Source organism: Tenacibaculum sp., assembly GCF_050290165.1.
Lineage (GTDB): Bacteria > Bacteroidota > Bacteroidia > Flavobacteriales > Flavobacteriaceae > Polaribacter.
The window spans coordinates 253,544-267,547 of sequence record NZ_JBNKHD010000011.1 but is presented as its reverse complement, the minus strand read 5'-3'; the positions used below and the strand labels follow the sequence as shown (position 1 = coordinate 267,547).

16 protein-coding genes are annotated in these 14,004 nt (G+C 31.8%); 6 read left to right on the top strand and 10 right to left on the bottom strand.

Annotated elements, in window-relative coordinates; all coding sequences use genetic code 11:
* The first annotated feature begins 12 nt into the window (after positions 1–12).
* The 3 genes from pyrF to ACQY6M_RS09035 all read left to right on the top strand — a co-directional run bounded on the left by pyrF (position 13) and on the right by ACQY6M_RS09035 (position 2,371).
* Complete coding sequence (pyrF, locus tag ACQY6M_RS09045; RefSeq protein WP_428740826.1) at positions 13–825, top strand: orotidine-5'-phosphate decarboxylase; 813 nt, start codon at positions 13–15, stop codon at positions 823–825.
* Positions 826–1,112: 287 nt separating this feature from the next.
* The gene (locus ACQY6M_RS09040; protein WP_428740825.1) at positions 1,113–1,457 is read left to right on the top strand and encodes a hypothetical protein; all 345 of its coding nucleotides are present in this window, start codon (positions 1,113–1,115) and stop codon (positions 1,455–1,457) included.
* A gap of 155 nt (positions 1,458–1,612) precedes the next feature.
* Positions 1,613–2,371: an ABC transporter substrate-binding protein gene (locus tag ACQY6M_RS09035; protein WP_428740824.1), complete on the top strand. Its 759-nt coding sequence runs from the start codon at positions 1,613–1,615 to the stop codon at positions 2,369–2,371.
* On the opposite strand, the gene ACQY6M_RS09030 is transcribed toward ACQY6M_RS09035, so the two are convergent.
* From ACQY6M_RS09030 to ACQY6M_RS09010, 5 genes are all read right to left on the bottom strand, one after another.
* Positions 2,354–2,551 carry a hypothetical protein gene (locus ACQY6M_RS09030; RefSeq protein WP_428740823.1) on the bottom strand — a complete coding sequence of 66 codons (198 nt, stop codon included), beginning with the start codon at positions 2,549–2,551 and terminating at the stop codon, positions 2,354–2,356. The genes ACQY6M_RS09035 and ACQY6M_RS09030 overlap by 18 nt on opposite strands.
* Positions 2,552–2,720: 169 nt before the next feature.
* Positions 2,721–3,428, bottom strand: coding sequence for a DUF4197 domain-containing protein (locus ACQY6M_RS09025; RefSeq protein ID WP_428740822.1), 708 nt, complete (start codon positions 3,426–3,428; stop codon positions 2,721–2,723).
* A 53-nt stretch (positions 3,429–3,481) separates the two neighbouring features.
* Complete coding sequence (locus ACQY6M_RS09020; RefSeq protein WP_428740821.1) at positions 3,482–3,646, bottom strand: DUF5522 domain-containing protein; 165 nt, start codon at positions 3,644–3,646, stop codon at positions 3,482–3,484.
* 81 nt (positions 3,647–3,727) lie between these two features.
* The gene (locus ACQY6M_RS09015) at positions 3,728–4,255 is read right to left on the bottom strand and encodes a DUF4136 domain-containing protein (RefSeq protein ID WP_428740820.1); all 528 of its coding nucleotides are present in this window, start codon (positions 4,253–4,255) and stop codon (positions 3,728–3,730) included.
* Positions 4,256–4,266: 11 nt separating this feature from the next.
* Positions 4,267–6,261: a urocanate hydratase gene (locus ACQY6M_RS09010; protein ID WP_428740819.1), complete on the bottom strand. Its 1,995-nt coding sequence runs from the start codon at positions 6,259–6,261 to the stop codon at positions 4,267–4,269.
* A 299-nt stretch (positions 6,262–6,560) separates the two neighbouring features.
* On the opposite strand from ACQY6M_RS09010, the gene ACQY6M_RS09005 reads away from it, so the two are divergent.
* The 3 genes from ACQY6M_RS09005 (at position 6,561) to ACQY6M_RS08995 (ending at position 10,932) form a co-directional block, all read left to right on the top strand.
* On the top strand, positions 6,561–6,884 hold the full coding sequence (locus tag ACQY6M_RS09005; protein WP_428740818.1) for a hypothetical protein: 324 nt from the start codon (positions 6,561–6,563) through the stop codon (positions 6,882–6,884).
* Between the two features lie 70 nt (positions 6,885–6,954).
* Complete coding sequence (locus ACQY6M_RS09000) at positions 6,955–10,380, top strand: methylmalonyl-CoA mutase family protein (protein WP_428740817.1); 3,426 nt, start codon at positions 6,955–6,957, stop codon at positions 10,378–10,380.
* A gap of 93 nt (positions 10,381–10,473) precedes the next feature.
* On the top strand, positions 10,474–10,932 hold the full coding sequence (locus ACQY6M_RS08995; RefSeq protein ID WP_428740816.1) for an FKBP-type peptidyl-prolyl cis-trans isomerase: 459 nt from the start codon (positions 10,474–10,476) through the stop codon (positions 10,930–10,932).
* A 56-nt stretch (positions 10,933–10,988) separates the two neighbouring features.
* Here the strand turns inward: ACQY6M_RS08995 and ACQY6M_RS08990 are convergent, their stop codons facing one another.
* From ACQY6M_RS08990 to ACQY6M_RS08970, 5 genes are read right to left on the bottom strand one after another with little or no spacing between them, the layout of a single operon-like run.
* Positions 10,989–11,693 carry a YqjF family protein gene (locus ACQY6M_RS08990; RefSeq protein ID WP_428740815.1) on the bottom strand — a complete coding sequence of 235 codons (705 nt, stop codon included), beginning with the start codon at positions 11,691–11,693 and terminating at the stop codon, positions 10,989–10,991.
* Positions 11,694–11,704: 11 nt separating this feature from the next.
* Positions 11,705–12,100 carry a hypothetical protein gene (locus ACQY6M_RS08985; RefSeq protein ID WP_428740814.1) on the bottom strand — a complete coding sequence of 132 codons (396 nt, stop codon included), beginning with the start codon at positions 12,098–12,100 and terminating at the stop codon, positions 11,705–11,707.
* 8 nt (positions 12,101–12,108) lie between these two features.
* Entirely contained in the window at positions 12,109–12,873 is a 765-nt protein-coding gene (locus ACQY6M_RS08980) for a methyltransferase domain-containing protein (RefSeq protein WP_428740813.1), read from the bottom strand.
* Positions 12,864–13,601, bottom strand: coding sequence for a DUF2071 domain-containing protein (locus tag ACQY6M_RS08975; RefSeq protein WP_428740812.1), 738 nt, complete (start codon positions 13,599–13,601; stop codon positions 12,864–12,866). The genes ACQY6M_RS08980 and ACQY6M_RS08975 overlap by 10 nt, the downstream gene beginning before the upstream one ends.
* 1 nt (position 13,602) lies before the next feature.
* On the bottom strand, positions 13,603–13,983 hold the full coding sequence (locus ACQY6M_RS08970) for a DoxX-like family protein (RefSeq protein ID WP_428740811.1): 381 nt from the start codon (positions 13,981–13,983) through the stop codon (positions 13,603–13,605).
* Positions 13,984–14,004: the final 21 nt, after the last annotated feature.

Genomic DNA, 14,004 nt, shown 5'->3' with positions numbered 1-14,004 from the left:
TTACAACAACACATGACAACACAACAACTTGTATCTGAAATTCGAAAAAAGAAATCGTTTTTATGTATTGGACTGGATGTTGATTTAGACAAAATTCCAGCACATTTACTCCAAAAAGAAGACCCAATTTTTGCTTTTAACAAAGCCATTATTGATGCTACTCATCATCTTTGTGTAGCCTACAAACCTAACACTGCTTTTTATGAAGCTTATGGAATTAAAGGCTGGAAATCTCTTGAAAAAACCATTAATTACTTAAACGAAAAACATCCTGAAATTTTCACCATTGCTGACGCGAAACGTGGAGATATTGGCAATACGAGTACCATGTATGCAAAAGCTTTTTTTGAAGATTTAGCTTTTGATTCGGTAACTGTAGCTCCATATATGGGTAAAGATTCTGTTGAACCTTTTTTAGCTTTTGAAGATAAACACACCATTATATTGGCATTAACTTCTAATGAAGGTGCTTTCGATTTCCAAACAAAAAATGTTGATGGTAAGGAATTGTACAAACAGGTTATTGAAATTTCTAAATCTTGGAAAAACTCACAAAACTTAATGTATGTTGTGGGTGCTACCAAGGCTGAATATTTAGCAGACATAAGAAAGATTATTCCTGAGAGTTTTTTATTAGTTCCAGGAGTAGGTGCTCAAGGTGGAAGTTTAGAAGAAGTATGTAAGTACGGAATGACTGACACTATTGGTTTGCTAATCAACTCTTCTCGTGGAATTATTTATGCTTCTAACGAAAATGATTTTGCTGAAGCTGCAGCTGCAAAGGCCACAGAACTACAACAGCAAATGGAAACTATTTTAAAATAAAAAAGTCAAGAAATCATAGGGTTAAATGGGGAGATTTACTCCCTTTTTTATATTTTTGATAATAACTTTATATTTTAAAAAACTTAGTACTCTACTACTTATAAACAGAACTTACTCTTCTTTTCTAAAACTAATACTCTTATTACTAAAAACTTGCATTTACAAAATGAAAAAGCCATAATATTTAAAAAAAATTATTGTTAAAAAGGGAGGTAAACACTACTTTTGGGCTAACAAAAACAGGTAGTCGAAAATGTAATAGAGTAGACAAAAACTAAAAAAATTATATGAAAAAATTTATTCTGCTATTAACCTTTTTTATAACCATAACTGTTAATAGCCAATCGAAATCTGAAGTAGAAACTATGGCTATAAAACATGCTGAGTCTGGTTTTAGCTTAATGAATGACTATTCTCAATCCTTAAACATAACTTTATTTGGATACTATGATGAAGCATTCAGAAAAAGAAAACAAGAAATAACAAATCAGAGCTCTGAAAGTACTAGCAGTTCTACTAAACCTTCGAGTATCTCTTCATCTGGGGATAATGTAGGTCTTATTGAAGGAGGTGCAACTTTAGACAAATTTCTAGATGAATTAATTGAAGAACTAAAGGATGTTTTTAATTAATTTTTTATAACTGGAAAATAAAATATTTAAAAAAGGGAGATACATATACTGTTTCTCCCTTTTCACCTTAATAATTATCCTTATAAAATTTAAAAACTTAGGAATAGTATCTTTTTCTACCTATCTTTTTATTATTGAATCATTATTTTTACGCAATGAGCTCCAATAAAAATTATAAACGAATTATTTCTTTAGTACCCAGCCAAACAGAATTATTGGTTGATTTAGGTCTTGAAGATAGTATTGTTGGTATTACTAAGTTTTGCATTCATCCTAAGCATTTAACTAAAGCAAAAACAATTGTTGGCGGTACAAAAAATATTAAAATTGATGTAATCAAAGCTCTAAACCCAGATATTATTCTGTGTAATAAAGAAGAAAACACCAAAGAAATTGTAGAAGCTTGTCAGCAAATAGCTTTTACTCACGTTTCTGATATTTTTACACTCACTGATGCTAAAGACTTAATTTCCTTATATGGAAACTTTTTTAACAAGCAAGCTGAAGCTTTCAAAATGACTAGTAACTTAGAGTCTAAAATAACAGATTTTAAAAATTTTATACAAAACCATAAAACAAAAAAAGTCGCTTATTTTATTTGGAGGAATCCATGGATGGTTGCAGCAAATAATACTTTCATAAATCATTTGCTAGAGCTAAACAAATTCGAAAATATTTACGCTGACGAACAACGATACCCAGAGGTAAATATTGAAAATATTTCATATAAAAACCCCGAGCTCATCTTACTTTCTTCAGAGCCTTTTCCTTTTAAAGAAAAACATATTTTAGAAATGGAGGAGTATACAAACAAAACCTCCTTTATTATGGTTGATGGAGAGTTTTTTTCTTGGTACGGTAGTAGGTTGTTAAAAGCCTTTGATTATTTTAAAAAATTACATAACAGTATTTGACAAATCTTCATCTAAATATTTAATTCTATTTAGTTTTTCCAAGATCTTCATTGCTTTAAATGCTGAGCGATCGCTTTTACATTCATCCACATACTTATAATCATTAGCCCTTTCAACCAACTTACGATATCTATCTTCTAAATGCATTCTATACCTGCGTAATTGGCTAATTCTTGACATTCTTATTAAAATTAAGTTATTTATAAATATACATAATTATTTGATTTACAAACAACTAAAAATACATCAAAATATAAAATGGGTGAATTTCCTATTTTCAACATCCCAAACAACAAAAAAGCCCTTGAGAAATCAAGGGCTTACATATTCATCATTTTTAATTCTATTTCTATCTATTGTCTTGTAACGCGAAAACTTGTCGTAACAAAGCTGTATCTCTCAACCCTACTTTTTCACGAATTCCTTTTTCTTCTACCGCAATCATAGTAAATACTCCTTCTAAAGCCTCCGTAGTAACATAATCTGTTAAATCTGGATTTACTTTTTTTACAAAAGGAATACTGTTGTATTTTGTGATTAAGTTTGACCAAATTTTATCGGCTCCTACTTTCGCAAACGAATTCTTAATTACTGGATTAAACTCACTATATAAAGCTGTTGTTGTTTTTCCTTCTAAATATGAAGTTGCAGCATTTTCTGCTCCTAATAATATATTCTTTGCATCTGCGAAGGTAATTTCTTTAACAGCATTTACAAAAATTGGAGTAGCTGTCTTTACAGCGTCTTCTGCAGTCCTATTAATTGCCTTTAAACCTTCATCTGCTAAACTTCCTAAACCAATCTTACGTAACCCTTTATCAACAGCCTGTAGTTCTTCTGGTAATAAGATTTTGACTAAGTCATTTTTATAAAACCCATCGGTAGCAGTTAGTTTACTTACTTGATGTCGTATACCATTATCTAATGCTTGTCGCAAACCATTTCCAATTTGCTCTTGCGTTAACACTCCTCCTTGCGGTAATTGGTTTACTACTTTTTGTAATTCTGCACAGCTCATAAAAGTAAGTGCAATAAAAAATACTGTAATTTTTTTCATGTTTACGTGTTTGATTTTATCTATTAGAAACAATAAACTAATTTTTGTCACATTTATTTGAAGCTATCCGTTTTTTTATCATATCCATAAGGACAATGCTTACAACCACTTTTACAACAATATCCGCGTCTTAAGTGGTATGTCTCTTTGAAAACTCGATACCCATCTTCATTTATATAATACTCGTCTGGAGTAGGCTTTAATATTTCATTTCTCATGTTACAAATATCATAAAAAAAATACGTTAAACAGGTTTTTATATTCCTGCTTAACGTATCAATATATTTAAAAATAAAATTTTACTTTTTTGCTGCTGGAGGATATTCCGCCATAATTTCAGCAACAAACTCTTTAATACGAGCTTCTTTACGTTGTACACTGCTTGTACTCAAAGCTCCGGTACCTATCCCTTGCCATACTAACTCTTTTTTGTTAGCATCTAGCAAATCAATAAACAAAGTTCCTTCAGTATATTGGGAAACAGTCACTGGACTTGGACCATAATACCATGGATAATAAAATCCTCCATAATAATTATCGTTCACATTGATACGTTCACGTGATTTGGTAAATAAACTTACCAATACATCCGGCGAAGCTGATTTAGTCATTCCTTTTGCCATCAACTCTGCTTCAATAGCACGCATAATGCGTTTCTTATCTAAATCAGAGATTGGAGCTTTATCTATTCCTGTTTTGTAAAACGCAAAAGTCTTATACTGATTAAAATTAGTTCGAGTATCATAATCAGTTGTTACTCTTACCGAGCTACACGAGGTTACCAATAAAGCTATAATTGGTAATACTAGTAATTTTATTTTTTTCATTTTCTTAGGATTTACATATTCTCTAACAATGCATCATCCACTAAATTTGGAAGTGTTACTTTTAATTTCTTTTCAACTTCCATCGCTCTCTTAATAGCAAAAACAGCTTCTTCATTTCTTGCCCAACTACGTCTTGCAATTCCGTTATTTACATCCCAGAAAAGCATTGATTTTAAGCGCCTTGATGCATCTTTAGAACCATCAAGAAGCATGCCAAATCCACCATTAATTACTTCTCCCCAACCTACTCCACCTCCGTTGTGGATAGAAACCCAAGTAGCTCCTCTAAAACTATCTCCAATTACATTATGAATTGCCATATCTGCTGTAAAACGAGATCCGTCGTAAATATTTGAAGTTTCACGGTAAGGTGAATCGGTTCCTGAAACATCGTGGTGGTCACGACCTAAGACTACTGGACCTATTTTTCCTTTCTTAATTGCCTTATTAAACGCTTCGGCTATTTTCATACGTCCTTCAGCATCTGCATATAAAATACGCGCTTGTGAACCTACTACTAACTTATTTTCTTGTGCTCCTTTAATCCACTGAATGTTATCCGCCATTTGCTGTTGGATTTCTTCAGGAGATTTTTTCATGATTTTCTCCAACACCTTACAAGCAATTGCATCCGTTTTTGCTAAATCTTCTGGATTTCCTGAAGTACATACCCAACGGAAAGGACCAAAACCATAATCAAAACACATAGGTCCCATAATATCTTGTACATAACTAGGATACTTAAACTCTCTTCCTAAAGTCGGATTTGGATTCATTACATCAGCACCTGCTCTACTCGCTTCCAATAAAAAGGCATTTCCGTAATCAAAGAAATAGGTTCCTTTTTCCGTGTGCTTATTAATAGCTTTTGCGTGACGACGTAAGGTTTCTTGCACCTTTTCTTTAAACAACTCCGGATTGTTAGCCATCATTTCGTTTGACTCTTCAAACGACATATTAACAGGATAATAACCTCCTGCCCAAGGATTGTGTAATGATGTTTGATCTGAACCTAAATCGATATAAATATTTTCTTCTGCAAACTTCTCCCAAACATCAACTACGTTTCCTAAATATGCTAAAGAAACAACTTCTTCGTTTTCTTTTGCTTTACGAACACGTGCTACCAATTCATCTAAATCGGTAATTTTTTCATCAATCCATCCTTGATCTAAACGAACTTGCGTTATTTTTGGATTTACCTCAGCACAAACCGTAATACAACCTGCAATATTTCCTGCTTTTGGTTGTGCTCCACTCATTCCTCCTAAACCAGCAGTAACAAATAAGTTTCCTTTTGGTGATTTTCCTATCTTTCTAAATCCATTTAACACAGTAATGGTAGTTCCATGCACAATTCCTTGCGGACCAATATACATGTAACTTCCTGCTGTCATTTGCCCGTATTGGGTTACTCCTAAAGCATTAAACTTTTCCCAGTCATCTGGTTTTGAATAATTCGGAATCATCATTCCGTTTGTTACCACAACTCTCGGTGCATCTTTATGTGATGGAAATAATCCCATTGGGTGCCCTGAGTACATTACTAACGTTTGCTTATTTGTCATTTCCGACAAGTACTTCATCGTTAATAAGTACTGTGCCCAGTTAGAAAATACTGCTCCATTCCCCCCATAGGTAATCAATTCATGTGGATGTTGTGCTACTGCATAGTCCAAATTATTTTGAATCATCACCATAATAGCTTTCGCTTGTTCAGATTTTCCAGGGTATTCCTCTATAGGACGCGCATACATTTTATAGTCAGGACGAAGACGGTACATATAAATTCGTCCGTACTTTTCTAATTCTTCAGCAAACTCTGGTAATAACTCTTCGTGATGTTGTTTATCAAAGTAACGCAACGCATTACGTAAAGCCAATTTTTTTTCTTCATCAGTTAAAATATCCTTACGCTTTGGTGCGTGATTTATTGTAGTATCATACTCCTTTTTTGGAGGTAATGCAGTTGGTATTCCTTGTTTTATTTGTTCTTTAAAAGTCATTTTATACGGTTTTTTAGTTTTCAATAAAAAGTTGAAAACTTGTTAAGTTTAAATCTGTTGATAATCGTAAAAATGAAAAAACTATGGATAACGGATATCTGCTCGGTGATACTGAGCTTCAATCCTCTTTTTATATTTTAAAGTTAAAAAATCCATCTTCTTTGAAGTTTGCACAAATATAAGTGTATACCGTTAAAAAAGCTGAATTTAAAAATCATAAATTTTCTATCACTACTTATTTATTCCTTCGTCCTAACAATAAATTGTACCTTTGACAAGTTTATTGTGTAAACTTATTTATGATATTTATTTCAAAACATATAATCCCTAAAGGTTTTGCTGGATTGACATTATATCCTTTTATCTTTTTAAAACGAGAAGACCTAAAAGGAAATCCTGTTTTGATAAATCATGAGAAAATACATTTAAAGCAGCAATTAGAATTGTTAATTGTATTTTTCTATCTTTTTTACTTTCTTGAATGGTTTATTAGACTACTAATTTACCGTAAATCATCTTTAGCTTATAACAATATAAGTTTTGAGCGAGAGGCTTATCAAAATGAAAATAATCTAGAATATATCACTACAAGAAAAAAATGGGCCTTTCTTAACTATTTATAGTTTTCAAAACATCCTCCTATTTTTTAATAATTCCGTAAATTGCGTACCCGAAAATTAAGTCAATTTACGAATGGAACAAATAACTCCCTATAAACCTAAACACAAAGTACGAATTGTAACCGCAGCTTCTCTATTTGATGGGCACGATGCAGCCATTAATATTATGCGCCGAATTATTCAATCTACTGGGGTTGAAGTAATTCACTTAGGACATGATAGAAGCGTTGAAGAAGTAGTAAACTGTGCTATTCAAGAAGATGCTAATGCAATTGCTATGACTTCGTACCAAGGTGGGCACAACGAGTACTTTAAGTACATGTATGATTTATTGCAAGAAAAAGGAGCTGGACATATTAAAATATTTGGTGGTGGTGGTGGAGTAATTCTACCAGAGGAAATCAAAGAATTGATGGACTATGGAATTACTCGTATTTACTCTCCTGATGATGGTCGTGAATTGGGATTACAAGGAATGATTAACGATTTAGTTCAACAATCAGACTTTGCCATAGGAGACAAATTAAATGGTGAGGTAGATAAGTTAGCTGATAAAGAAATAGGAAGTATTGCTCGCGTAATTTCTTCTGCCGAAAACTTTCCAGAGGTAGCTAAAGAAGCTTTAGACACCATCCACAAAAAAAACAAAAACTCTAAAACTCCTGTATTAGGAATTACGGGTACTGGTGGTGCTGGTAAATCAAGTTTAGTTGACGAATTAGTTCGTCGTTTCTTAATTGATTTCCCAAACAAAACAATTGGATTAATTTCTGTAGATCCATCAAAAAGAAAAACAGGTGGAGCTTTATTAGGTGACCGTATTCGTATGAATGCTATTAATAATGAGCGTGTATATATGCGTTCATTAGCTACACGTCAGTCAAACTTAGCCTTATCTAAATATGTAAACGAAGCGGTAGAAGTTTTAAAAGCTGCTGAATTCGATTTAATTATTTTAGAAACTTCAGGTATCGGGCAATCAGACACAGAGATTATCGAACATTCTGATACCTCTTTGTATGTAATGACTCCTGAATTTGGTGCTGCAACACAGTTAGAAAAAATTGATATGCTTGATTTTGCTGATTTAGTAGCTATTAACAAATTTGATAAAAGAGGAGCTTTAGATGCTTTACGCGATGTAAAAAAGCAATACATGCGTAATAACAATTTATGGGATGTTCACATGGATGACATGCCTGTTTTTGGTACGATTGCATCTCAATTCAACGACCCAGGAATGAACTCGTTGTACAAAGCGATCATGGATAAATTGGTTGAAAAAACTGGAGCCGATTTACAATCTACTTTTGAAATTACGAAAGAAATGTCTGAAAAGATATTTGTAATTCCACCTAGTAGAACGCGCTATTTATCTGAAATTTCAGAAAACAACCGTGCCTATGATAAAACGGTTAATGAACAAGAAAAAGTAGCTCAGAAGTTATATGGAATTTTCAAAACTATTGAAAGTGTTTCTGAATCTGAAATAGCAATAGACAAATCAGGAATTGAAGAAACTTCCATTAATAAAACAGAAGAAAACAAAGATTTTCTTAAGCTTTTAATTGCCGAATTTGATCGTGTTAAAATGGATTTAGATCCTTACAACTGGGAAATCATTTTAAACTGGCAAGAGAAAGTAAAAAAATACAAAGATCCTATATACTCGTTTAAAGTACGTGATAAAGAAATTAAAATAGAAACGCATACAGAGTCGCTTTCACATACACAAATTCCAAAAGTTGCTTTACCTAAATACCAAGCTTGGGGTGATTTATTACGTTGGAATTTACAAGAGAATGTTCCTGGTGAATTTCCATATGCATCAGGATTATATCCTTTTAAACGTACAGGAGAAGATCCAACACGTATGTTTGCCGGTGAAGGTGGACCTGAACGTACTAACCGTCGTTTTCACTATGTGAGTTTAGGTATGCCTGCAAAGCGTTTATCTACTGCATTTGACTCGGTTACATTATACGGTAACGATCCTGGACACAGACCAGATATTTATGGTAAAATTGGAAATGCTGGGGTATCTATTTGTTGTTTAGATGATGCTAAAAAATTATATTCTGGTTTCGATTTAAGTCATGCCATGACTTCGGTTTCTATGACCATCAATGGTCCTGCTCCTATGTTATTAGGATTCTTTATGAATGCAGCGATTGATCAGAATTGCGAGAAATACATCAAAGAACACAAGTTAGAAAAAAAGGTTGAAGCGAAACTTAAAGAATTATACGACGATAAAGGTATTGACAGACCTAAATATAATGGTGATTTACCAGAAGGTAATGACGGATTAGGATTATTACTTTTAGGAGTTACAGGTGATCAAATCTTACCTGCCGATGTATATGCCGAAATTAAAGCGAATACCTTAGCACAAGTACGTGGTACGGTTCAAGCAGATATCTTAAAAGAAGATCAAGCACAAAATACGTGTATTTTCTCTACGGAATTTGCTTTACGTTTAATGGGAGATGTACAAGAGTATTTTATTGAGAAAAATGTTCGTAATTTCTATTCAGTTTCAATCTCTGGATATCATATTGCAGAAGCTGGTGCGAATCCAATTACACAGTTAGCCTTAACCTTAGCGAATGGATTCACTTACGTAGAATACTACTTATCAAGAGGAATGGATATTAATAAATTCGGACCAAACTTATCGTTCTTCTTCTCAAATGGTATTGATCCAGAATATGCGGTAATTGGTCGTGTAGCTCGTAAAATTTGGGCAAAGGCCTTAAAGTATAAGTACGCAGCAAACCCTAGAGCTCAAATGTTAAAATATCATATTCAAACTTCTGGACGTTCATTACACGCTCAAGAAATTGATTTTAATGACATTCGTACAACGCTACAGGCTTTATATGCAATTTATGATAACTGTAACTCATTACATACAAATGCGTATGATGAAGCGATTACTACGCCTACGGAAGAATCTGTACGTCGTGCAATGGCAATTCAGTTAATCATCAATAAAGAATTAGGATTGGCTAAAAACGAAAACCCAATTCAAGGTTCATTTATTATTGAAGAATTAACCGACTTAGTAGAGGAAGCTGTATTAGCTGAATTTGACAGAATTACAGAACGTGGTGGTGTTTTAGGAGCTATGGAAACAATGTATCAACGTTCTAAAATTCAAGAAGAGAGTTTATACTATGAAACTTTAAAACACACAGGTGAATTTCCTATTATTGGTGTAAATACCTTCTTGAGCTCTAAAGGTTCTCCAACGGTTACTCCGCAAGAAGTGATTCGAGCTACTGAGGAGGAAAAACAGTTCCAAATAAAAACGAAAGAAAACTTAAATAAAGCTCATGAAGATAAAATAGAACAACTTTTATCTGAAATGCAATCGGCTGCCATTAACAATCAAAATCTTTTTGAAAAGTTAATGGACGCTACCAAAGTTTGTTCGTTGGGTCAAATTACTGCTTCATTGTTTGAAGTTGGTGGTCAATACAGACGAAACATGTAAGCAAACAATGTTTGCAAATAAGCATAATTAAACCTCTTAGAAATTTCTAAGAGGTTTCTTTTTTTATACTTTCGCTACTTAAAAAACTTATCTATGAAAAAAATATTTTTACTTTTTATTACAATTGTTACTATTTCTTGTTCAACCAACAATGAGCCTGTGGAAGACAAAATAGATTATGACGCAATTAATGAAACTGAAATTCAAGAATACCTGACACAAAACAACTTAGAAGCTGAAAAAAGTGATTCTGGATTATATTACGTAATAAATAATGAAGGTACAGGTAATTCTCCCTCCCAAAATTCTAACGTTACAGTTAACTATAAAGGATATCTGTTAAACGGAGAAGTTTTTGGAGAAGATTATGAAGTAGACTTTAATCTTTCTCAATTAATTCCTGGGTTTAATGAAGGTGTACAATACATTAAAGAAGGTGGAGAAATAACTTTAATTATCCCATCTAAACTTGCTTATAAAGACATTGAAAAAGGAATCATTCCTGCTGGCTCTGTTCTCGTTTTTGATGTAACTCTCCTATCTATTAATTAGTCATAAAATATTCATAACTATATAACCTTACTTAGTTCTCTAAGTGAGGTATTTTTTTATATAATTGTTTTGTTTTCTACACTAATTTTAGAACCTTCTAATAAAAATACCGAAGCAGGTTCTGTATTCTTTAAAAAAGAAAAACTTTCTCCATAAGTAGCTTTAAAGTCAATATCAATTGTGTGATTAACTACTGGATAATATTTCCATGTCGGATGCTTTACTTCGTATTCAGTTGTTCTATTTTTATCCTTTGCATAGCCCCAATAATGCTCAGCTATAAATTCAATTTTGGTATTAGGCTCAATAGCTACTGACTTTGATTTACTTTCAACAGCAATAGTATTAGATTCTCCATTTACATTCCAATGATAAGATACCTTGATTTCTTTTTCGTTAGAGTGCCAATTATGGCTCATAGGTAAAGTTTGATAATTTTCTTTATAAATGGTATTTGCAATGAATGTAATTGCAGACTTGGGTACAATTTCTTTAATAAAAACTACTCCCCTTTTATACTTATTTCCTTCTTTTCTTTTTACATAAAACCGAAGATTTACTTCTTCAAAATTTGTATGAAAAGGTACTTTTATTCCTAATAGTGCTGTATTAATAAACATAAACCCCACTAAACTCACATAACATTTATCATCATAATAATCTAACTCTGTTCCTTTAGGTACAAAAGGTAGCAATACTTTTGGGTTAACTTCGTAATTTGACATCACTAGTTTTCGCCATTCTGCTTTTAAAAAACTCATAAACTCAATATTTATTTAAACCAAATCACCCATGTTACAGTACTTATGTATACCCAAAAACAAGTAAAAAACACATGCACAATTGTTTCAAACTTTTTACCTCTCCACAGTTTGGGTGAATACACGAATAATTGCATAATCAACCTAATAGACCAAAAAATTGCAAGACCTAACGTAATTTTTTTTCCAAAATTTGTTTCTATTAAATCATTACTTTCTATAACAAAAACACACCCCATTAAAAACACAGTTAATGCAATAAAAAAAGTGTGAACTATCATCATTTGTCTATTCATCAAACTAAGACTCTTTAACTCTTCTTTCCAATGAAAATACTTTGGAAAAATAGCATGTACCAATGCTAGAGTAATAAGCATATACCCGATGATTTTTAAGTGAATTTCCATAACTATTTCTAATTTTTATTAAATTTTTCAAGAACAAACACCGACATAAATGGCGTAAATTTTATTTCCTTTTCTAGTTTCAAATTAGCTTTCTCAAATGCATTTTTCCAAGTTTTTCTTGAAAAGAAATGTGTAAACCCAATTGAAAAAGCTAAGAAATTAGGTAAATCTCTGAGGTGTTCAACAACTAAAATTTTCCCACTATTTTTTAAAACTCTAGAACATTCCTTCAAAAAAATTATCTTCTCTTTGTTTGATCTAATTTCATGTGCCGCTGACAATAAAAAAAGAAGCTCAACGGACTTATCTTTTAAAGGAATCTTACTTGTATTTATTATTTTGGTATTTGGATATACGAGACTAGCCTTTCTAGCCCTTTTTATGGCTTGCTCTGTATGCTTAGTTTTATCATAGAAATCAAAAACTTGTAAGTTTGATTGTTGAAACTTTTCTTTTAAAATGTAACTAGTTTCATCAAAACCTGCATTGATATTTACTATTCTACTATCAATAGAACCTCGTAAGTTTAACCTATCAATCCAGTTAAAATCATAATATCTTGTGAAATCATATACATAAGCAGATACTATTAAAGGAGCCAGCAAACCATAAGCAAAAATTATAATTAAAAACCAGTATAAATAATTATTATAAGTTAGAAAATGCTCGCTAAAAACAATTGTAAATAAAGCAATCAAGCCGGCAATATAAAAATGCCTATTAAAACTGAGTATATTTAACACTCCTTGAAATTTTCTTCTTCTTATTTCCATAATTCAACTTTTCCTTTTTTCCAGTAATACGGAATATTCTCAATAATAAACGCATTCGCAATTCTTACGTTTTCTAATTCAAGTTCTCTTATAAATGAAAAATTATAATCGACAATTTCAATAGGCTTTGGTTTCCAATTATTCCTTACTCCTTCAATAATTAATACTTCTTTTTTTTCTTTGTTATACGTAAATGTAAACGGTAATGGCCCCGCAAATTTTCTTGCTTCTTTCCAATCAGAAAAAGGTGAAAGTTTCGGGAGTAATATATTACTTGATTCCTCATTATAAACTAAATTAAAATCTGATTTTTTTGAATAAATAATCTTTTGATTATTTCGTTTTACTTGATTGATATCTGAAGTTGTATAATTGTAATGAGTAAATACATTACCTGCTATTTTCATTCTTTTACTATCCGTTTCCGATTTTAAAATATACAGTCCTCTTAATTTTTTCCCTTTTGAATTGATATACCTTACAAAAACACGATAACCAATCAAAAAGAAATCATTTCCTAAGAGTTTTGGAAATCCTTTTGGCCTCAAATTTTTAGTTTGTACCATTGCTACTGCTAAAAAAGCCCACTTATTATCAAAAGTATCTAGCTCTAAGCATTCTGGAATTAAGTTTTCTAAACTTTCCTTTCGAACTGCAAATGTTACTACAACTGAACTTTCGAAAAATGCTTCAACAGCAAATGGATGATTTTTTATCGATGGTATCATTTTATGCTGTTTTTATTTTTAAACTAAACTCATTAATATAAACTATAAGCACGAACAAGACTGCAAAAACCATATTGAACTTTCCCCAAAGCAACATGTCTGGTATCAATAAAAGTTCAATTATATTCATTACCATAACAATTATAATTTGTGTTATTACATTTAATTTTGGCTTATAATTAGATATAATCCATATAACCATGACAATTTCCAGCATTCCTATTATCACAGTTAACTCTCTTGAGTAATTACTATCAATTATTTTTCCTACTATTTCTTGATGCTTTGGAACGAGGTTAAAAACCTTACAAAAGAGTCCGTTTATCAACCAAACGCAAGCAATTAGATATATTAATATTGTGTGTAAGTACTTTTTGTTCATTTTAAATTTTCAGAAATTTTT